The 20,197-nt window shown below is 65.4% G+C and carries 20 protein-coding genes; 6 read left to right on the top strand and 14 right to left on the bottom strand.

What is annotated here, in order from left to right:
• Positions 1-41: 41 nt before the first annotated feature.
• On the top strand, positions 42-800 hold the full coding sequence (locus HDG39_RS13075) for an NUDIX hydrolase (protein WP_184006323.1): 759 nt from the start codon (positions 42-44) through the stop codon (positions 798-800).
• A gap of 150 nt (positions 801-950) precedes the next feature.
• Positions 951-1,889 (top strand): CobD/CbiB family protein, encoded by a 939-nt coding sequence (locus tag HDG39_RS13070; RefSeq protein WP_184006322.1) that lies wholly within the window; start codon positions 951-953, stop codon positions 1,887-1,889.
• A gap of 72 nt (positions 1,890-1,961) precedes the next feature.
• Here the strand turns inward: HDG39_RS13070 and HDG39_RS13065 are convergent, their stop codons facing one another.
• From HDG39_RS13065 to HDG39_RS13055, 3 genes are read right to left on the bottom strand one after another with little or no spacing between them, the layout of a single operon-like run.
• Positions 1,962-2,282, bottom strand: coding sequence for a putative signal transducing protein (locus HDG39_RS13065; RefSeq protein ID WP_184006321.1), 321 nt, complete (start codon positions 2,280-2,282; stop codon positions 1,962-1,964).
• A 1-nt stretch (position 2,283) separates the two neighbouring features.
• Positions 2,284-3,282 (bottom strand): ribosome small subunit-dependent GTPase A, encoded by a 999-nt coding sequence (rsgA, locus tag HDG39_RS13060; protein WP_184006320.1) that lies wholly within the window; start codon positions 3,280-3,282, stop codon positions 2,284-2,286.
• Complete coding sequence (locus tag HDG39_RS13055; protein WP_184006319.1) at positions 3,279-4,538, bottom strand: M48 family metallopeptidase; 1,260 nt, start codon at positions 4,536-4,538, stop codon at positions 3,279-3,281. The genes rsgA and HDG39_RS13055 overlap by 4 nt, the downstream gene beginning before the upstream one ends.
• Before the next feature lie 227 nt (positions 4,539-4,765).
• Here HDG39_RS13055 and orn point away from each other — a divergent pair, with 227 nt between their 5' ends.
• Positions 4,766-5,377: an oligoribonuclease gene (orn, locus tag HDG39_RS13050; protein WP_184006318.1), complete on the top strand. Its 612-nt coding sequence runs from the start codon at positions 4,766-4,768 to the stop codon at positions 5,375-5,377.
• 38 nt (positions 5,378-5,415) lie between these two features.
• Here orn and mog read toward each other — a convergent pair whose 3' ends face one another.
• Both mog and yjgA read right to left on the bottom strand, forming a co-directional pair.
• Complete coding sequence (gene mog, locus HDG39_RS13045; protein WP_184006317.1) at positions 5,416-6,057, bottom strand: molybdopterin adenylyltransferase; 642 nt, start codon at positions 6,055-6,057, stop codon at positions 5,416-5,418.
• Positions 6,038-6,655 carry a ribosome biogenesis factor YjgA gene (gene yjgA / locus HDG39_RS13040; RefSeq protein WP_018421335.1) on the bottom strand — a complete coding sequence of 206 codons (618 nt, stop codon included), beginning with the start codon at positions 6,653-6,655 and terminating at the stop codon, positions 6,038-6,040. The genes mog and yjgA overlap by 20 nt, the downstream gene beginning before the upstream one ends.
• Before the next feature lie 150 nt (positions 6,656-6,805).
• Here yjgA and pmbA point away from each other — a divergent pair, with 150 nt between their 5' ends.
• Positions 6,806-8,176 (top strand): metalloprotease PmbA, encoded by a 1,371-nt coding sequence (pmbA, locus tag HDG39_RS13035; protein ID WP_184006316.1) that lies wholly within the window; start codon positions 6,806-6,808, stop codon positions 8,174-8,176.
• Between the two features lie 97 nt (positions 8,177-8,273).
• Here pmbA and HDG39_RS13030 read toward each other — a convergent pair whose 3' ends face one another.
• From HDG39_RS13030 to HDG39_RS12990, 9 genes are all read right to left on the bottom strand, one after another.
• On the bottom strand, positions 8,274-8,774 hold the full coding sequence (locus HDG39_RS13030) for a dihydrofolate reductase (protein ID WP_184006315.1): 501 nt from the start codon (positions 8,772-8,774) through the stop codon (positions 8,274-8,276).
• Positions 8,775-8,845: 71 nt separating this feature from the next.
• The gene (locus HDG39_RS13025) at positions 8,846-10,417 is read right to left on the bottom strand and encodes a sigma-54 dependent transcriptional regulator (protein ID WP_184006314.1); all 1,572 of its coding nucleotides are present in this window, start codon (positions 10,415-10,417) and stop codon (positions 8,846-8,848) included.
• Positions 10,418-10,441: 24 nt separating this feature from the next.
• Entirely contained in the window at positions 10,442-11,860 is a 1,419-nt protein-coding gene (locus HDG39_RS13020) for a hypothetical protein (RefSeq protein ID WP_184006313.1), read from the bottom strand.
• Positions 11,861-11,985: 125 nt separating this feature from the next.
• Positions 11,986-12,795 (bottom strand): peptidase C39, encoded by an 810-nt coding sequence (locus HDG39_RS13015; RefSeq protein WP_184006312.1) that lies wholly within the window; start codon positions 12,793-12,795, stop codon positions 11,986-11,988.
• Between the two features lie 7 nt (positions 12,796-12,802).
• Positions 12,803-13,516 (bottom strand): C39 family peptidase, encoded by a 714-nt coding sequence (locus tag HDG39_RS13010; RefSeq protein ID WP_184006311.1) that lies wholly within the window; start codon positions 13,514-13,516, stop codon positions 12,803-12,805.
• Between the two features lie 105 nt (positions 13,517-13,621).
• Entirely contained in the window at positions 13,622-15,013 is a 1,392-nt protein-coding gene (locus HDG39_RS13005; RefSeq protein ID WP_184006310.1) for a FapB/FapC family functional amyloid domain-containing protein, read from the bottom strand.
• A gap of 25 nt (positions 15,014-15,038) precedes the next feature.
• A complete protein-coding gene (locus HDG39_RS13000; RefSeq protein WP_184006309.1) occupies positions 15,039-15,725 on the bottom strand; it encodes a FapB/FapC family functional amyloid domain-containing protein in 687 nt (228 codons plus the stop codon).
• Entirely contained in the window at positions 15,722-16,273 is a 552-nt protein-coding gene (locus HDG39_RS12995) for a FapA family amyloid fibril periplasmic chaperone (protein WP_184006308.1), read from the bottom strand. Before HDG39_RS12995 ends, HDG39_RS13000 begins: the two co-directional genes overlap by 4 nt.
• A gap of 119 nt (positions 16,274-16,392) precedes the next feature.
• Positions 16,393-16,869: a hypothetical protein gene (locus HDG39_RS12990; RefSeq protein WP_184006307.1), complete on the bottom strand. Its 477-nt coding sequence runs from the start codon at positions 16,867-16,869 to the stop codon at positions 16,393-16,395.
• 539 nt (positions 16,870-17,408) lie between these two features.
• On the opposite strand from HDG39_RS12990, the gene HDG39_RS12985 reads away from it, so the two are divergent.
• Both HDG39_RS12985 and HDG39_RS12980 read left to right on the top strand, forming a co-directional pair.
• On the top strand, positions 17,409-18,803 hold the full coding sequence (locus HDG39_RS12985) for a sigma-54 dependent transcriptional regulator (RefSeq protein ID WP_184006306.1): 1,395 nt from the start codon (positions 17,409-17,411) through the stop codon (positions 18,801-18,803).
• Between the two features lie 333 nt (positions 18,804-19,136).
• Complete coding sequence (locus tag HDG39_RS12980; protein ID WP_184006305.1) at positions 19,137-20,108, top strand: thymidylate synthase; 972 nt, start codon at positions 19,137-19,139, stop codon at positions 20,106-20,108.
• Positions 20,109-20,197: the final 89 nt, after the last annotated feature.

The following is a 20,197-nucleotide window of genomic DNA, read 5'->3' as shown; positions in this document are numbered from 1 at the left end:
GGTCAAAATAGCGGCATGTCCCCGCTCATCAGAGAGACCCGTTGATCCGCCCCGTCTTTGAGCCCGAAACTCTGCCTGTCATCGCGACAGGCGCCGATCTGCCACCGGTCGCGCGCGAGCGTCTGACGCCCGATGCACTGCGGGCGCGCTTTGATCGGCAGCTTGCCTGGACACCCGAGAAAATTGCCGACGCGCCGTGGCGCAATACCGACCTCGATCCGCGCGTGGCCGCGGTGCTGGTGCCGCTCGTCGTGCGCGCGCGTGGTCTTACCGTGTTGCTCACGCAGCGCGCGGACCATCTGAACGATCACGCCGGTCAGGTGAGTTTTCCCGGCGGCCGCCAGGAACCGTTCGACGCTGATGCGACTGCAACGGCTCTGCGCGAAGCGCGCGAAGAGGTGGGCCTCGACGCGTCGCATGTCGAAGTTCTCGGCGCGTTGCCCGACTATCTGACTGGCACCGGCTTTCGCGTGTCACCGGTCATCGCTCTTGTGCACCCGCCGTTCTCGCTGGAGATCGATACGCTCGAAGTGGCCGAGGTCTTCGAAGTGCCGCTCGCGTTCCTGATGGACCCGTCCAACCACGAAGAGCGCCTGTTCCGCTACGAGGGCGGAGAGCGCCGCTTCTTCGCGATGCCGTATCCGCGCGGCGAATTGACGGTGGCTCCGGAGGCCGCCGAGCAGCGCGGCGCGCACCATGCGCAGACGGTCACGCCAGCAGCCGTGCAAGGCGGCCATCATTTCATCTGGGGCGCGACGGCGGCGATGCTGCGCAACCTGTATCGGTTCCTCGCCGCATAAATTACGTGACTCGCATCGCCGCGTCGACGATGCACAGTTGCGCGAACGACGCACTTGTCGGCGCTTTGTCAGCATCCGCGTTCAGACTCATCCGACCCTGTGCTATCGTTATAAAACAATCGTAAAAACTTAAAAAGCACGGCGCATCGCATGACTTTTTTCTCCGTATTGCTGGCTCTGATCATTGAACAGGTACGCGCGCTGTCGCCGAACAATCCGGTGTCCGCGTTGCTTCAATACCATGCGGAGTCGGCGGCGCACGGATTCGATGCTGGCAAGCAACGTCACGGTCTGCTCGCGTGGCTCGTCGTGGTGGTGCCCTGGACGCTCGCGGTCGCGCTCGTCTACTACGTGCTGTATCACATTCACTTCATGCTCGCGTTCCTGTGGAACGTCGTGGTGCTGTACTTCACGCTCGGCTTCCGGCAGTTCAGCCATTACTTCACCGACATCCATCTCGCGTTGAACAACGACGACGTGCCGCACGCGCGCGAAATTCTCAACGAATGGACCGGGCTCGAGACCGTCGACATGCCGGTCAGCGAGATCGTGCGTCACACGCTGATCCACGCGGTGGTCGCGTCGCATCGCCATGTGTTCGGCGTGTTCTTCTGGTTCCTGATTCCGGTCGGTCCAGCTGGCGCGGTGCTGTACCGTTGCGCGGAATATCTCGCGCGCGCATGGGCGCGGCCGGCCGACGACCGCACCGTCGCGTTTTCGAGCTTCGCGCAGCGCGCGTTCTTCGTGATCGACTGGATGCCGGCGCGGCTGACATCGCTGGGCTTTGCGATCGTCGGCAATTTCGAGGATGCGATTTACGCGTGGCGCAATCATGCGCGGCAGTGGCCCGATACGAACGACGGCGTGTTGCTCGCCGCGGGCAGCGGGGCGCTCGGCGCGCGCCTGGCCGGGCCGCTCGCGGAGCCGTCGAGCCTCGACGCGCTCGCCACCGGCGACGGCGGTCCGATGCAGGTCGGCGACGACTGCACGCCGCGCACGCTGCAATCGGCAGTGGGGCTGGTGTGGCGTGCAGTCGTACTGTGGATGATCCTGCTGTTGATGCTGACCATCGCGGTGTGGCTCGCCTGAAGCGGCCAAGCCACGCGCGCAGCATAAGAAAAAGCCGGGCAATGCCCGGCTTCTTCAATTCCCGATTCCGCTTCACCCCTTCAACGGATCGCGCACAGTCCCGCATTGCCAGCACACGGTGAACTGCGCCTCGAGCACCTCGCCGCACTGCTGACATTGCCATGGCGGCGCGCCCGGCGCCGGTCCTCGCGAGGCCGCCTCGATCAGCCGCCGCGCGATCGCCTCATCGCGCTCATCGACGAGCCACAGCTCCGGCGCGCACTGGTCGGCCGGAATCTCGCCGAGCGCACCGTTCAGATAGCGGTTGTGCAGCTCGCAAGCGATGCCCGCGGTCTCCAGCACGTTGACCCAATGCTGTCCGATGATCAGGTTCGGCGCGCGCATCAGTTTCATGTCAGCGGACAATCTGGCTCGCCTCGTGCACGAGCTGCGCATAAAGCGCATGCCGTTCGCGGCGGATGCGCCCGTCGGCGACCGCTTCGAGGATCGCGCAGCCAGGCTCGTGCAAGTGATGGCAGTTGTAGAAACGGCAGTTTGGCAGCAGCGGCCGGAACTCGGGGAACGCGCGTTCGAGCCGGCCTTCGGACAGGTGATGCAGGCCGAATTCCTGAAAGCCCGGCGAGTCGATCAGTGCGCCGGCCGCGCCGTTGACGCCATTCACGCCGGTCGTGCCTTCCGACTGCGGCAGCGGATAAAGACGCGTGAACGTCGTGGTATGGCGCCCGCTGTTCAATGCGGTCGAGATCTCGCGCGTCGCAACTTCGGCATCGGGAATCAGCAGGTTCACGAGCGTCGATTTGCCCATGCCGGACTGGCCGAGCAGCAGCGTCGCGTGACCATGCAGATGTTCGGTCAGCGTGGCGCGTGCCGCCTCGGGCTGCATCCGGATCGACGCTTCGAGCACTGGATAGCCGAGCGCGCGATACGGCTCGAGCCGCTTGCGCGCGCCGTCCAGAGCATCGGTGACGTCGATCTTGTTCAGCACGATCAGCGGCTTCAATTCGTTCGCCTCGGCGGCGACGAGCGCGCGGCCGAGCAGATCCTCGCTGAAATGCGGCTCGGTGGCGAGCACGATCAGCAACTGGTCGAGGTTCGCGGCGAACAGCTTCGACTTGTACTGATCCGAGCGATACAGCAGATTGCGCCGCTCGCCGATCTCGACGATCACGCCTTGATCCGCCGAGGTCGGCTCATAGATCACGCGATCGCCGACCGCGACCTCGCTGCGCTTGCCGCGTGGGAAACATTGCAGCAACGCGCCGCCGTCTTCAGGAGCGACCAGATAGTGGCGGCCGTGCGCGGCCACCACGAGGCCGCCCGTGCGCACGCCGTACATGCCGGATGCGATGGCCGACGCGCCGCGCGACACCTTCTTCGGAGCACGGCCGCTCATGCGTGCTGCAGCAGTCGGTCGATCCGCTGCGAGGCCGGCGGATGCGAGTAGTAGAACGCGGTGTAGATCGGATCGGGCGTCAGCGTCGACGCGTTGTCCTCGTACAGCTTGACGAGCGCGTTGACGAGATCGTGCGCGTCGGTTTGCGTCGCCGCGAACGCGTCGGCTTCGAACTCGTGCTTGCGCGAACTGAGACTGCCAAGCGGCGTGACGAAGAACATGAACACCGGCAGCGCGAGGAAGAACAGCACGAGCGCGAGTCCGCTATTGCCGCCGACGAGCGACGGCCGCACGCCGAGCCCTTCGTAGAACCACACGCATTGCGTCAGCCAGCCGAGCAGCGCGAGCATCGCGAGGCTGATCGCGAACGTGACCAGCATGCGCTTCATCACGTGACGACGCTTGAAGTGGCCGAGCTCGTGCGCGAGCACCGCTTCGATCTCGCGGCCCGACAGGCGCGCGAGCAGCGTGTCAAAAAACACGATGCGCTTGCTCGCGCCGAAGCCGGTGAAGTACGCGTTGCCGTGCGCCGAGCGGCGGCTGCCGTCCATCACGAACAGGCCCTTCGCGGCGAAGCCGCAGCGCTTCATCAGCGCCTCGATGCGGGTCACGAGCGCTTCATCCTTCAGCGGCTCGAACTTGTTGAAGAGCGGCGCGATGAAGGTCGGGAAAATCAGCAGGCCGAACATCTGGAACGCGATCCACACGACCCATGCCCACAACCACCACAGGTTGCCCGCGCGGTTCATCAGCCACAGCACGACGAACAACAACGGCAGGCCGAACGCGATGCCGAGCAGCACGCCCTTCAGGCGGTCGAAAAAGAACAGGCTTTTGCTCATGCGATTGAAGCCGAAGCGTTGCTCGACGACGAACTGCCGGTAGTAATCGAACGGCAGGTCGATCGCGCTCGTGATCGCGATCACAGCGGCGACCAGCGCGATCTGACCGACGTAGCCGCGGCCGAGCCAGTCGGAGATCGCGAGATCGAGCATCTGCACGCCGCCGAGCAGCGTGAGCCAGATCAGCACGGCCGCGCCGACGACGATCTCGACCATCGCGAGCCGCGTGCGCTCGACCGTGTAGTCGGCCGCGCGCTGATGCGCGGTGAGCGCGATGGTGTTCGCGAACTGGCTCGGCACCTGTTCGCGATGCGCGACGACGAAGCGGATCTGCCGCGAGGCGAGCCAGAGTTTGGTGCCGACCATCGCGACGACGGCGACGACGAACAGGGCGGTGAAGTACAGGGTAGGCATCCGGGGATTCCGTGGTATCTATGCGAGAATTATATGTTTCTTCCCGCCTTGCGGCGGAGATACGGTTTAACGCGACGGTTCAACGCAACAGCACCGGGTATCAGTTCAGGGCGGCGCTTTGGCGCGGCCGGCCCGGCTCGGACCGCGCGAATCGATTTCAAACGAACACATGCCGCGCCGCGCGGGTTGCCAGCTAAACCCGCCGCGCGGCCCTCAGGGTTGCCTTCATGACTGACATCCTCGCATCCACCGAACAGCCGCCGCTCGTGCGCAGCGACATGAATCTCGTCTGGCTGGACATGGAAATGACCGGGCTCGCGCCCGACACCGACCGCATCATCGAGATCGCGGTGGTGGTGACGAATTCGACGCTCGACAGGATGGTCGAAGGTCCGGTGCTCGCGATTCATCAGAGCGATGAAACGCTCGCGAAGATGGACGAGTGGAACCGGAACACGCATGGCCGCTCGGGGCTGATCGATCGCGTGAAGGCGTCGACTGTCAGCGAGGCCGACGCGACCGCGCAAATCCGCGAGTTCCTCGGCCAGTACGTGCCGCCGGGCAAGTCGCCGATGTGCGGCAACTCGATCTGCCAGGACCGCCGCTTCATGGCGCGCTGGATGCCGGATCTGGAGAGCTTCTTCCACTACCGCAACCTCGACGTGAGCACGCTGAAGGAGCTGTGCCGGCGCTGGCAGCCGGTCATCTACAAGGGCTTCCAGAAGCGCGCGATGCATACGGCGCTGGCCGATATCCACGAGTCGATCGACGAACTGAAGTACTACCGCGAGCATTTCCTCGTGCCGTCGGCGCCGGACGCCGCCGCCAGCGCTCAGTAAAGCGCGGGCCTGCACGGGCAGGCCACGAACCTCGAACCTCAGTCTTGCCGCGGCGCGCGTTGCGCGCTTTTCGGCCGGAACGCCTTGACCACGTCGAGGTTCGTTTCTACGTAAGGGCCGCCGATCAGGTCGATGCAGTACGGCACCGCCGCGAAAATCCCTGGCACCTTGACCATGCCGTCGTCGCGCAGGCCTTCCAGCGTTTCCCGGATCGATTTCGGCTGGCCGGGCAGGTTGATGATCAGCGCGGCGTGTCGTTCGGTTTCGCGGATCACCGCGACCTGGCGCGACAGGATCGCGGTCGGCACGAAATTCAGGCTGATCTGCCGCATCTGCTCGCCGAAGCCGGGCATCTCCCTGGTTCCGACAGCGAGTGTCGCCTCGGGCGTCACGTCGCGGCGCGACGGTCCGGTGCCCCCGGTCGTCAGCACCAGATCGCAGCCCACTTCGTCGACAAGCTCGATTAGCGTCGCCGAGATGGTCGGCGCATCGTCGGCGATCAGCCGCGTGACCACCTGCCATGGCGAGCTCAAGGCCGCGCCGAGCCACTCCTGCAGCGCCGGAATGCCCTTGTCCTCGTACACGCCCGTCGACGCGCGGTCGCTGATCGATACGAGGCCGATCACGATTTCGTCGGGGTGCTGACGTTGCTTACGTCGATCAGGCGTCGCGGTCGTCATCGTCGTCTTCCGCGGCGAGGTTGGGGTCGTGCGCGTCTTCCGCTTCGTCGTCGGTGCCTGCCGCGCTCTTGACCCACTGGAACAACTCGCGGAAGTAGCGCGGCGGCTTGCTCTGCTCCGCTTCCTTGCGCGCGTTGCGGATCAGCGTACGGCCCTGCTGCGGGTCGGCGCTCGGGTGCTGGCGGATGAATTCGGTCAGCGCGGCGTCGTCGGCCAGCAGCTTCTCGCGGGTGCGCTCGATCCAGTGGAGCTTCGCCGTTTCCGACTTGTTGATGCCCTTGTAGGTGTCGAGCGCGGTGCGCAGCGCGGCGGTTTCGGTGTCGAGCAGCGAGCGCATCACGCGGCCGACGTACTGGATCTGGCGGCGCTTGCCTTCGTGGTCGGTGATGCGGCGCGCTTCGCGCACGGCTTCGTCGAGCTTTTCGGGCATCGGCATGCGCTTGAGCGCGTCTTTCGGCAGCGCGACGAGTTCCAAGCCCAGATCCTGCAGCGCTTGCATTTCGCGCTTGACCTGAGACTTGCTCGGACGATCGTAGCCGTTTTCGTCGACTTCCGTGACGACGGATTCGATCGGTTGAATGCGGGTTTTGCGTGTCATGCCGGTATTGTAACTTGCCGCGCCGGCCCGACCCGCGGCGGCGCGTACCTTGCTATGATCGCGGGATGCATTTATCCCGAACCCGCGCGCCTGCGCCGAATACGGTGCGCATACCCACGGCCGCGCGGCCCCAACAGGACGGCAACCACAATGGCAGCAGACATGGACGTCAAGCAGCGCTTTTTTCCGCATACCCAGGATGAGCTGAAGGAAATTGCCTCGGACATCCTCCGTCACGCGAAGGCGCTCGGCGGCACCGACGCCGCGACCGAAATCTCCGAAGGCGACGGCCTGTCCGTCTCGGTACGGCGCGGCGAAGTCGAGACCATCGAGCACAACCGCGACAAGATGGTCGGCGTGACGGTGTTCATCGGCAACAAACGCGGTAACGCCAGCACCTCGGACTTCTCCCCGCAGGCATTGAAGGACACGGTCGCGGCCGCCTACAACATCGCGCGCTTCACCGCCGAAGACAATTGCGCGGGCCTCGCCGAAGCCGAGCTGCTCGAAACCGCGCCGCGCGACCTCGATCTGTACCACCCGTGGAATCTGTCCGCCGACGAAGCGGTCGAAATCGCGCGCCGCGCCGAAGACGCCGCGTTCGCGACCGATCCGCAGATCAAGAACTCGGAAGGCGCGAGCGTGTCGGCACAGCACTCGCAGTTCGTGCTGGCGACCTCGCGCGGCTTCCTCGCCGGCTATCCGTATTCGCGCCACTACATCGCGTGCGCGCCGATCGCCGGCAGCGGCCGCAACATGCAGCGCGACGACTGGTACACATCGACGCGCAGCGCCGACGAGCTCGCCGATCCCGAAGCGGTCGGTCGTTACGCGGCGCAGCGCGCGCTCGCGCGCATCGGCGCGCGCGGCCTCGACACGCGCAAGGTGCCGGTGCTGTTCGAGGCACCGCTCGCGGCGGGCCTCCTCGGCGCGTTCGTGCAGGCGACGAGCGGCGGCGCGCTGTATCGCAAGACTTCGTTTCTGGTCGACAGCCTCGGCAAGCCGGTGTTCGCGCCGCACGTGCAGGTGGTCGAAGACCCGCACGTCGCGCGCGCGATGGGCAGTGCGCCGTTCGACGAGGAAGGCGTGCGCACGCGCCAGCGCTCGGTCGTGAAGGACGGCGTCGTCGAGGGCTACTTCCTGTCCACCTACTCGGCGCGCAAGCTCGGCATGAAGACCACCGGCAACGCGGGCGGCTCGCACAACCTGTCGCTGCTCAGTTCGAACACGCGTCCCGAAGACGACTTCGAGGCCATGCTGAAGAAGCTCGGCACGGGTCTGCTGCTGACCGAACTGATGGGGCAGGGCGTCAATTACGTGACCGGCGACTACTCGCGCGGCGCGTCGGGCTTCTGGGTCGAGAACGGCAAGATCCAGTATCCGGTCGAGGAGATCACGGTCGCGAGCACGCTGCAGGAGATGTTCCGCCATATCGTCGCGATCGGCGCGGATACGATCACGCGCGGCACCAAGCAGACCGGCTCGGTGCTGATCGAGCGGATGACGATCGCGGGGCAGTAAGCCGCACGGCTCGTTCCAGCGCAGCCCCGTATCAAACGAAAACGCCACGCAACTGAACGTTGCGTGGCGTTTTTTATCGCTTGCGTGGCGCCCGCCGTCAGACGTCTTTGCGCTGATACGTGACGAATGCGTAATCGAAGTCGTTGGGCGCATTCGAGTGATGCGCTTCGCGCGCGATTTCTTCCCACACCTGCGGGTCGATCGCGGGGAAGGTCGCGTCGCCGTCGAAGTCGGCAGCGATTTCGGTGACGATCAGCTTGTCCGCATGGCGCAGCCCTTCGTCGTAGAGTTCTGCGCCGCCGATCAGAAACGCCTGCGGCGCCTGGTCCTGCGCGGCGAGCACGAGCGCTTGGTCGAGATTGGTCGCGGTGTCGCAGCCCTGAAAGCGTCGCGAGGCATCGCGCGTGACGACGATGTTGCGGCGTCCCGGCAGTGGCCGGCCGATCGATTCATGCGTTTTGCGGCCCATGATGATGGGCGCGCCCATCGTCGTGCGCTTGAAGAATTTGAGGTCTTCGGGCAGTCGCCAGGGCAACTGGTTGTCGCGGCCGATCACGCCGTTGCTGGCGCGAGCGACGATCAGGGTGAGCGTCGTCATCGAATGGAAAGAGGAGGGTAACCGGGCGATTCTACCCGAGCCGTCGATGCACACCGACGCGTACCCGCCGCTCACTTTCGCGCCGGCCCGTCCGGGGGGAGCGCTCCCCTGTCGTCGGCGCTGCCCGGTTCGCGCAAGCCGTGCACGCCCATCAGCCGATACAGCGTCACGCGGGAAATGTTCAGATCCACCGCCGCCTCGTTCAACCGGTGCCGATGGCGCAGCAGCGCGGCCTCGATCGCGCGCTTCTCGGCAGCCTCGCGCGCCTGCGTGAGCGTCATGCTTTCCTGCTCGGTGTAGCCCGCGAGGTCGAGGTCGTCGGCCGAGATCAGCTTGTTCTCGGCCATCACGATCGCGCGGCGCACGCGGTTGATCAGCTCGCGCACGTTGCCGGGCCAGTTGTAGTTGTAGAGCGCCTCGATCGCCGACGGCGTGAAGCCGCGAATCTTGCGCGCGTTGTCGGTCTTGAACTTGTGCAGGATGTGGTACGCGAGAATCTCGATGTCCCGCCCCCGCGCGCGCAGCGGCGGCTCATCGACGCGCAGCACGCACAGGCGATGAAACAGATCCGCACGGAACTGGCCCTCGCGCATCGCGCCGTCGAGATCGACGTGGGTCGCCGAGATGATGCGCACGTCGACCGGAATCGATTCGCGTCCGCCGAGCCGCTCGATCTTGCCTTCCTGCAGAAAGCGCAGCAAGCTCGCCTGGCTTACGAGCGGCAGATCGCCGATCTCGTCGAGAAACAGCGTGCCGCCGTCTGCCGCCTCGACGCGGCCGATCTTGCGCTGATTCGCGCCGGTAAAGGCGCCGCGCTCGTAGCCGAACAGTTCGGATTGAAGAAGATGATGCGGGATCGCGCCGCAGTTGATCGGCGTGAAGGGCGCCTTGCGGCGCGGCGAGCGCTCGTGGATCGCGAGCGCGGTCAGCTCCTTGCCAGTGCCCGATTCGCCCGCGATGAACACGCTCGCGTCGGTGTTCGCGACCTTGCGGATCGTGCGAAAAAGCTGCTGCATCGCCTCGCAGGTGCCGACCATTTCCTCGTCGCCTGCCTCGCTGACGGGCGGCGGAAGTTCCGGGTCGCACAGCGCGACCATGCCGAACGCGTGGCCGGCCAGATAGTCGATCGTCGCATGCGCGACGGGCAGCTTCACGAAGTCGAAGCAGTAGTGGCGCACGAGGCGTCGCACGAGCGGATCGTCGAGCCGCTCGTTGGTCGCAAGCGCGATCCAGCCGATCTGCTGCTGACGCAGGCTCGCCTCGAGCCCGCCGATGTCGCGCGGCGCGAAGCTCGCCAGATCGACGATCCCCGCGCATGCGATGTCGTGCTTCACGAGCCGCCCGAGTTCGTGCGCCGAGCGCGCGGCCGCGACCTGCCAGCCGCGGCTTTTCAGATGCGCGATCAGCGTTTCGTCGAGCGTGCGCGCGACGTACAGCAGCTGTCGCTCGACGCCGCGCACCGCGGCGCTCGCCGGGGTACTCGCCGGGGCGCCGGCCTGGTTGCTTGCCGGGGCGGCGACGCCCGGCGCCGCCGCGGACCCAGCGGACGACACGGCGGCGCGCTGCTTCGGCACCGCGAGCAACAGATGCGATTCCGCTGCCGCGACGGAAGCCACACTGGTCAGATGAGGTGATTCACGCACGTTCGACCTCGTATCGTTGGCACGTCAGAAGGTGTACGGAAAGCGCATGCCGACCACGAAGTTCGGCGCGTCGGGAGTGAGTCCGATCGATACCGAGCCGTTGATGGTCAGATGCTTGTTCACGACGTGGTTCAGGCCAGAATTCATTGCCGCGGCCGTGGTTTCGCTGCCCGGCACCTTCTGATAGCTGCCGCCCGGCGACCTGGTCTGCGACGCGGGTTCGAGCGCCATCGTGAACGACACGCTGGCCGAATCCTTGTCGGAGAACGCAAGCGCGACGCCTCCGCCGAACTGCACGATGTCGCCGAGCTTGACCGTCGCCGGTTCGGTTTGTCCCTGCACCGACGAGATGTCCGCGAACGAACGCGCGAGGTTGTAGGTATAGGAAACGCTGCCGAACAGCACGACCGGGTCGTAGGTCTTCAGCACCGACAGACCCGCCGTGATGTTCCAGAAACCGGTGCCGGTCGGCAGTCTGGTCGGCGCGACGAGGTTGGTGTTGTCCGCGTCGACCTGCACGACTTTTTCGCCGAACGGCGAGCTGCCAGTCGGCGCCTTCACGCGCAGACTGCCGACCACGTCCGGCAAGGCATTGGTTTCCCTGACGAACTGGTAGTAGATGCCGAAGTTCACGTCGCCGATGTCGTGACTCGACACCGTCGCGTCCGACAGCGTGCTCGCCGCGCCGCCCGCGCCGCCGACGATGAAGGTGCTGCGCCGATACACGTACGGCACGTCGACGTCGACATTGATGCGGTCGGACACGCCGTAGCGCGTGTCGAGGTCCGCCATCACCTGGTGCGACTTGGTCTGGCCGAGGTTGATGTTGCCGAGGAAAATCGCGTCGAGCGCGAGGAAGCCCGACAACTGCAACTGGCGACGGTCGTAGTAGGTGTCGCTGATGCCGAAGTCCATCGTCAGCTTGTGGTCGAAGAGCGGCGCATGCTCGCGTTGCACGACCGCCTGCTCGGCCTGCGTGCGCACCGGTTCGTTCGCGCGCTGGGTCCGGCCGACCGCGCCGCTGCCGTCGGTGGCGGCGGGCAGGCCGCCGGCGCTGGCGTTGCCTGCATTGCTGCCGTCCGGCGTCGGCGGATTGACCGGCACGCCGGTCGCGGTACCGGTTCTGTCCCCCGGCGCGGGCGCGCCGGGTGCGATCTGCGCGAGCGGCGGCAGCGGCACCGGCAGGCCGTCGGTGCCGGGCTGCTCGGCCACGGTGTCGCTGCCCGCGGGGGCGCCGGTGCCCGGCATGCCGCGTCCGCGCTGCGCCATCTCGAGTTCGGTGACCTGCCGTTCGAGCGAATGGATCTGCCGCTGCTGCTCGTCGACGACGCGCATCAGCGTGTTCAGACGGTCCTCCACGGATTGACCGGCGAGCGCCTGCGCGCTCGCCGACTGAGAAAGAGCCCACAGCATGACGGCGGCCGGAATGGCGGCGAGAGCCATGCGCGGTGCCTTCGTCAATGACACTTTTTTCATTTTTGCTCCCCCGGTGGTCCGGCCGCACGGTGCTGACTGCGCGGCCGTTTCTTTACTGCTTTTGCTGCAACTGGCGGTGGCGGCCCGCTCCGTCATCTCCTGTTTTGCAGTGCCTGCAGTACGCCTAACTGACGAAGCATCGAAGCCGACATCTGCTGGGTTTGCAGATGCAGTTGCAGGGCGTTGGCGACTTGCTGGTTATTGCCTGCAATCTGCAGCAACTGGGCGATCTGCCCGTTGCTCGGCGCGATGGTCTGGGTGGCGAGCCCAGCGGGTGTCTGCAGCGCCACGTTCACGCCGTTGCTGCCGAACGAAATGCCGGCTTTCACGGAGCCGGTCGAATTGCTGGCCGATGCCGACGGCGCGTTGGCGGGGCCCGTCAGCGTCAAGGCGCTGTTGTTGAAGTCGATTAGCGCGGAGTTGGTGCCGCTGTTACGATCGCCCGCGACCTGGGTGATCTGCGACACGCCATTGACGCCGACGCTCTGGCCGCCGCGCGCCTGGGCATTCGGGTTGGCGCCCGAATCGCCTGGATGGCCGTGCGAGCCGCCGCTCACGCTCGCGAACGTGCTGACGGAGCTTGTCAGCTGGCCGCCGCCGTTCTGCACCGCGCTCAGCGATCCCTGGGCGAGCGCGCTCGCGCCGTTGGGCAACTGCCATTGCGAAATGACGTTCAGCACGAAGCCGGAGATCATCGTCGCGCCGGCGTATTTGCCGGTCTGGGTCGCGAGCACGTCGTCGCCGACGAGTTGCACCCGCAGGGGCGCGGCGCCTGGCTCGGGTGATATCGAAAGTTCGGGAGCCGGTGGCGAGGCGGCGCCCTCCGAAGCGTGGGCAAGGCCGCCTGCGCCGCAGGCGACGGCGCAGAGCACGAACCCAAGCTGTGTGAAGTGTGACTTCATGACGGGATCAGAACATGTCTGCCTTGTTCAAGCCGTACTCGAAAAAGGGCGTCGCGGCGGTGCCGGCTGCCAGCGCAGCGGCGCGCAGCTTCAGCGCGAGCGACTCGTTGTCCTGCAACAGTGGTGAATCCTCCCTGAAGGGTTTGCCGAGGACCGCGAACACGAGACCGTTCCAGGTCTTCGCGAAGTCCTCTTCGAGCAAGATGCGATTGCCGAGCGCCGGGTCCGCAATGAACACGCGGCCGTCCTGCGCATGTTTGACGATCACGAAATGCTCGTAGCCGTCGATGTTCATCAGGACCATCACGGGGATCTGAAGATGGTGGAGCGCTTCGACGTTGACGCGAAAGCCGCGTCCGCGCAGTCCGATGGTCTCGACGAAGTGCTTCATGTCGAGCATCGAGAAGCCGTTCTTGACGACGACTTCGGGGGTTGAAAAGACCATCATCCGGCGAATCAGTTCGGTTTCCGGAATATCGATGCCATAGCCGTACTTGAGGAGGGTGGCGAGCGCCGCCGCGCCGCAGCTGTAATCGAGTTGCTGATTGACGATGTGGTTGTAGCGCAGGTCCTTCATCGAACGGACCGTCTTCGTCAACGGCACGCCGACGAACGTGGACGTGTCGATGCTCGACTGTGCGGCGGCGTAATCCGCGCACAGCACGCACCCTGCCAGCGCTACGGCGAACGGTAGCGCCGGGAACCCCTTGAACCCGGTCATGCTGGTCTCCTGCCCGATCCGCGCCGGCAGCTTCTATGGCTGCCGGCGCGCCCCTCCGACTGCTTTGTGCTTCTTCTGCTTGCGCGCGCTCGCCGCGTCGCCGGCCTACTTGCCGCTGTTCAGCGCTGCGATGGCGAGGCCGTTGTGCTGCAAGTTGCCCGCGCCGCCGGCGATGTTCACGCCGATGTTTCCGGAAGCGCCTTTCAGCGTATCGGCACCCAGACTCGCGGTGCCCTGGAATTGCCCGTGGACGGTCATGGTCGCGGATTGCGAGTTGTCGTCCGTCGCATCCATCGCGGTGGTCAGCGCCTTGCCCGGCGAGGTCGTCGTCACGGCGCCGGCAAGCGCGTTGTCCTGCGCGTTGCCGATACCGGAAGCGATGTTCACACCGACGTTGCCGGTCACACCCGACAGCGACCCGTTGCCGATCGACGCGTTCAGATTGAAGTTGTGAATCGTTGCGCTGCCGCCCGAGGACTGCACGTTGAAGGCCTGCGCGTTGCCGAACACGTTGCCGACGTCGACCGAGGCGAGCGACACGTCGTTGCTCTGCGCGTTGTCGATGCCTTCCGCGATGTTGATGCCGAGGTTGCCCGACACGTTGCTGGCTGCGTTGGTGCCGGTGGTTGCATTCAGCGTGGCGGCAGCTTCGTTGTTGATGTGCTGCGTGATCGAGCCGCGCGTCGTCACGTCGGTCGTCGACATGCCTGCGTCGATGCCCCATGCGGCGCCATACGAGTCGCTCGACGACGAGCGGCTACGGGAGTAGCCCGACGATTGCTCGCCGACCATCGCATAGCCGGAGCCTTCGCTCGCCCTGAAGCCCCACGAACGGCTGTGCCCGGACGCTTCGCTCGCTTCGAAGCCGCCGGCGACGCCCGACGAGTTCGCGTAGCTCGATTCGCGATAACCGGCCTGCAGGCCGCCGCGGGCGCTGAACGAGCCGCTGCCATGCGAGAACGTGTTGTGGTCCTGATAGCTGTAGCTGCCGCCGATCGAGCCGCCGGCAGACAGATGGCCGCCAGAGTTCTGACTTGTGTGCGAGAAGCTGCCCGCGATGCCGGCTGCCTGCTGGCTGGTTTCATAGCCGCCGCTCGTCACGCTCGCGCTCTGGCTGCCGTACGCATAGCCGCCGGAGGCTTCGAAGCCCTGCGAGCCCGAGCTCGACGACGTATGGTTTTGCGTCGTGAACGCGAATGCCGAGCCGCCGCCTCTGACCGACGTTCTGCTGTTGTTCAGGGTCGTGGTCACGTTGCCGCTGGTGTAGGTCTGCGCCTGCGGATCGAGCGTCGCATTCACGTTGACGGTCTGATTGTTGTTGATCACCGCGTTAGCCGTGCTGGAGACATGCACGCAGCCAAACAGTCCGACCAGACCTTCGACGCCGACCATCTCGCCGACGACCGTCGTATTGAACAGGTAGGCCTTCTGCGGCGCGGCAAGCACGCTGCCGGATGCGGCAACGAGAACGGCCGTGGCAATAAGAGTGCGCTTCATGATTCGCTCCGATACTTAAGTGTGGTCAGTTAAAAAAAGTGCCCGCCGGGGGACGGAGCACAAAACTGTTTGCCGTGGCATTACCGGCGCCGGCTGCCTGGTTGATCTGCACGATTCCGTTCGCGTTGCGAAACGCATCGCTGGAAATGCTTGCCTCGCGCACGCCGTGAATCGCGTTCGACTGCCCCGGACTGCCGTTTTTCGGGGCCGTCGCGGAGAGCTCCCCATCCGAGACGGTCTCGACTCCGAGCGCCGCAGTCCCGATCTGGGTGCTGTTGCGCTGCAGATTCCCTGCTCCGGCCGACTGGTTCACCAGCACCGCGCCGGTTGTGTTCGAAAACGCACTGGCTTCGATCGACGCCTGCGCGCGCGGCACGTTCGCGGCCACCGACGCGCTTTGCACGCTCGCGTTCGCGTTGCCGACCGCGGCGCCTTTCGTCACCGTGATCTGGTTGGCCTGCGCGTTGTCGAGGCCAGCCGTTTCGTTGACCGTGAGCGCGCCCGTCGCGCCCATGCCCGCGCCGCTGCCGATCGTCGCGATGGCGCCGACGATGGGCACCGCTTGCGCCTGCGCGTGAGCCGCGCCGGCGACGAACGCAGCGACGCCCATGCACAGGCACGCGCAGACGCGCAGGGCCGGGCGTGCCGCAGCGATTTGCAGCGAGCGAAGCGAGTTCAGCGAGTTCAGCGAGAGGAGCAGGCGTGCGCTCATTTCAGGCCTCCGAGCGCGCCGCCGAGCACGTTCGATAGCGGCGCGAGCGCGCCCGTCACCGACGAGCTGATCGCGCCGCCGACGCCCGTCGCCGGTCCGCCGATGCCGCCCGAGTTCAGCGGGATCGAGTTGCCGGTCGCCTTGCCGGAGAGGATCTGCGTGACGGCCTGCATGCCGGTGCCGCCGGGTACGCCGCCGGCGGCGACGCCGTTCGAGCCGTGCGCGTTCGTCAGATCGGTGTCGCCGACGAGCGTCGCGATCGTCGGATCGAACGACTTGGCGGGGAACGTGGTGGCGCGCACGGCGACCGGGTCTTGGTGGCGCGGCACGGGGACGAACGCGTCACGCGGCGTGACGCTGCGCTCGACGACGATGTCGCCCGGATTGGCGACCTGCTCGGCATAGGCATGGCTCGCGAAGCAGGCGGTGACGAGGACGCTGGCGAGAAGGGCGGTGCCGGCCGAAGCGGCGCGCGGCGAGACGGGAGCGTTGCTGAACGACGCCGCCGGCAGCCCGAGGGCGTGCGGCGTCTGCTGGTTCGTACTCATGTCCCGGTCCCTTCTCTCTTGTTACTTGTGTCCCGCCGTCGTGGGGCGCGTCACCTCTCGCGCGGCCACCGGTCCTGCATTGCCTGGTTCTTTGCCGTCTGTTCGTTGCTTCGTCCTGCTTACTTGCGCTGGTATGTCGCGACGTTGCCCTGGGCGGCGCGCGCGGCATCGACGGGCACCGGCAGCGGCGAGGGTGGCGCGATCTCGTCCCACAACGTCACCTGGTTGCCGCCGCTTTGCGTCAACTGGGGCGTCGCGGCGACCATCAACATGCCGACCGCGCCGCCGCGTTGCCGCGACAGCATCTGGTCATCGAGCGAAAAATCGTTCATGGATGCAGCATCGGCAGTCGGGGTCGACGGGTTGGCGGCGATCTGGCTGTCGTCCTCGGCGGCAACCGGCGTGGTGGCTTGCAGGCTGGCGCAGGCGGGGTCGGCGGCATCGCTGGAGTCCGTCAGCGTGGCGAATTGCGCCGGGGCGGCTTGCGCTGTCGGGGTGCCGGCACTCGCCGGCAGGGCGCTGAACGCGAGAGCTGCGCAGATCGCGAAGAATGGCGCGCGGCGGCTTATCAGATCGATGCGCAATGCGAGTCGCATGATGTGTCTCCCTGGTGCACGTCAATTAGCGAAACATGTGCCATCGCTCGCAATCCATTGATACGCCTGGCGCCAACCAGCACAAACGCGACTAATGCGTTCCAAATCGGCAAAAAACGTTGCAGGCCTGAAACGGATCAGCAGAAAATACCTATAATTCGTTAATCCACGAGGTAAGGAAATACTGTCGCGAGAACGCCACGAAAAGCGCTTCCACTAATGTTTTATTTGTCGGCTGAATAAATCACGATCGGCCGCTAAGCCTTGATGGGCAACGGGTCCATCGATTAAATTCGCATAATTGTTTTCGAAGCGGCGCGCGTATAGTAAGCTCTCGAAAACAGCTTCACATTTAAAAAAGGCCCATATCGGGCCGTCTCGAACACACACGCCGCTTTCTTGGGGATCAGCTGTCCGCACGGAATGGAATGGCCGTTCGGGTTTTGCGATTCGCGAATCCTGGACGAGTCAGCGTGTCTGAACCGCAATTTCAGGTGCATGCGTCGTCCTTAACGTTCGTTGACGAGAGGATCTGAATAATGGAACCCGCAACGCGGCAACTGATTTACGTTTCGCGTGACCCGAGCGCGGAACTGAATACGCGTTTTATGCAGCGTGGCTGGCATGTCGAAGTCGTGGGATCGGCGCGCGATGCGCGCCGGGCAGTGCGCACCGGCTCGGCTGCTGGCGGCCTGCTCGATCTGTCCAGTGATTTCCAGCCGCACGAAATCGCCGCTTTTGAATCCTGTTTGACCATGCCGAACGTCGGCTGGGTCGCTGCCACTACGCCTGGCCAACTCCAGGACGCCGCGTTGCGCCGGCTCGTGCGCGACTACTGTTTCGATTACGTGACGGTGCCGTCTTCGGGCGACCGTATTGTCGACTCGGTCGGTCATGCGTACGGCATGATCTCGCTGAGCGAAACGGCGTCGCACGACGGCTCGCAAAGCGCCGAGGGCGAGATGGTCGGCTCGTGCGACGCGATGCTCGCGCTGTTCCGCTCGATCCGCAAGGTCGCGATGACCGACGCGCCGGTGTTCATCTCCGGCGAATCGGGTACCGGCAAGGAGCTGACGGCAGTCGCCATTCATGAACGCTCGGCGCGGCGCAACGCGCCGTTCGTGCCAATCAATTGCGGTGCGATCCCGCCGCATCTTCTGCAATCGGAGCTGTTCGGCTACGAGCGCGGTGCGTTCACCGGCGCGAACCAGCGCAAGATCGGCCGGGTCGAGGCGGCCAACGGCGGCACGCTGTTTCTCGACGAAATCGGTGATCTGCCGCTCGAAAGCCAGGCGAGCCTGTTGCGCTTCCTGCAGGAGCGCAAGGTCGAGCGGCTCGGCGGCCATAGCGCGATCGACGTCGATGTGCGCATCATTTCGGCCACGCACGTGGACATGACCGCGGCGATGATCGAAGGGCGCTTCCGTTCCGACCTCTATCACCGCCTCTGCGTGCTGCAGATCGACGAGCCGCCGCTGCGCGCGCGCGGCAAGGACATCGAACTGCTCGCACGGCACATGCTCGAACGTTTCAAGAAGGATGCGAGCCGCCGCCTGCGTGGCTTCGCGCCCGACGCGATCGCCGCGCTGCATAACTACGGCTGGCCCGGCAACGTGCGCGAGCTGATCAATCGGGTGCGGCGCGCGATCGTGATGTCGGAGGGACGCGCGATCACCGCGCGCGACCTCGAACTTGCCGAATACGTCGAGATCGTGCCGGTGTCGCTCGCGCAGGCGCGCGAAGCGGCCGAGCGTCAGGCGATCGAGCTTGCGTTGCTGCGGCATCGCGGGCGGCTCGGAGACGCGGCGCAGGAACTTGGCATCTCGCGAGTGACGCTGTACCGGCTGCTGTGCTCGCACGGCATGCGCCACATGGAAGGTGAGCCGATGTCGGCGCCGCACGGCGATTTGCCGGCGTCGGTGCAGCATCTGTAGGCGGCGGTCGAGCGGCAAGACTGGCGACGTGGCATGTGAAGGTCTGGCGCGTCGCCGTGGGTCTCGGGCTGTGCCGGTTCGGACGGATTGACTGTGCCTTCCGGGCGCAGCGACGCCAGCCGGCAAGCGTCGCGTCGAAGCACTTTTGCATGCACGTGTTTGCCGCCCGTATATCGCGTACCGCGGTGTTCTCCTTTCCGTCTGATATTCCCTCGATATTCCGCATGCGGCGCGCCATGCTCCGGCGGCGCGCGGTCGCGCTTGTTAGAATCGGGTTTTGCTCAATTCCGTGAGCGCGCCTGATCGGGTTCGCGCCGCGCCGAAGGAAACTGCATGAAACAATACCTGGACCTCGTCCGTACGATTCTCGACACCGGCACGTGGCAGGAAAACCGCACCGGCATCCGCACCATCAGCATGCCCGGCGCGATGCTGCGCTTCGATCTGCAACAAGGCTTTCCAGCGGTCACGACGAAGAAGCTCGCGTTCAAGTCGGCGATCGGCGAGCTGGTCGGGTTTCTGCGTGCTTCGCGTAGCGCCGCGGATTTCCGCGAGCTCGGCTGCAAGGTGTGGGACGGGAACGCGAATCAGAACGCGCAGTGGCTCGCCAATCCGTATCGCGAGGGCCCGGATGATCTCGGTGATGTCTACGGCGTGCAATGGCGCAAGTGGCCGGCCTACAAGGTGCTCGACGCCAGCGCGAGTGCGCAACTCGCTGACGCGCAGGCGCGCGGTTTTCGCGTGATCACGCAGTTCGACGAAGAAGGCCGCTCGAAGGTGCTGCTTTACAAGGCGATCGACCAGCTGCGCCAGTGTCTCGACACGATCATGCAGAATCCCGCCGATCGACGCATTCTGTTCCATGCCTGGAACCCGGCCGTGCTCGACCAGATCGCTCTACCGGCTTGCCATCTGCTGTACCAGTTTCTGCCGAACGTTACGCGCCGCGAAATTTCGTTGTGCCTGTATATCCGCAGCAACGACGTCGGGCTTGGCACGCCCTTCAATCTGACCGAGGGCGCGGCGCTGCTGCATCTGGTCGGACGGCTGACGGGCTATACGCCGCGCTGGTTCAGCTATTTCATCGGCGATGCGCATATCTACGAGAATCAGCTCGATATGCTGCGCCAGCAGCTCGAGCGCGAGCCGTACGAGAGTCCGTGGCTCGCGATTTCCGATCGTGTGCCCGACTACGCGAAGACCGGCGTGTACGAGCCGGAATGGCTCGAGACGATCGAGCCTGCGGATTTCTCTCTGGTCGGCTATCGGCATCACGAGCCGCTAACGGCGCCGATGGCGATCTGATGCCGGTGGGAGCGGGGCGGTAGCGCTCGCCCTCTTCGTCGTCGAATAACAAAAGCCCCGCGATGGCTTGCATCGCGGGGCTTTTTTAT

The organism is Paraburkholderia lebeckiae (assembly GCF_014201005.1).
GTDB lineage: Bacteria > Pseudomonadota > Gammaproteobacteria > Burkholderiales > Burkholderiaceae > Paraburkholderia > Paraburkholderia tuberum.
This window is presented reverse-complemented; position numbering and strand designations above follow the sequence as displayed.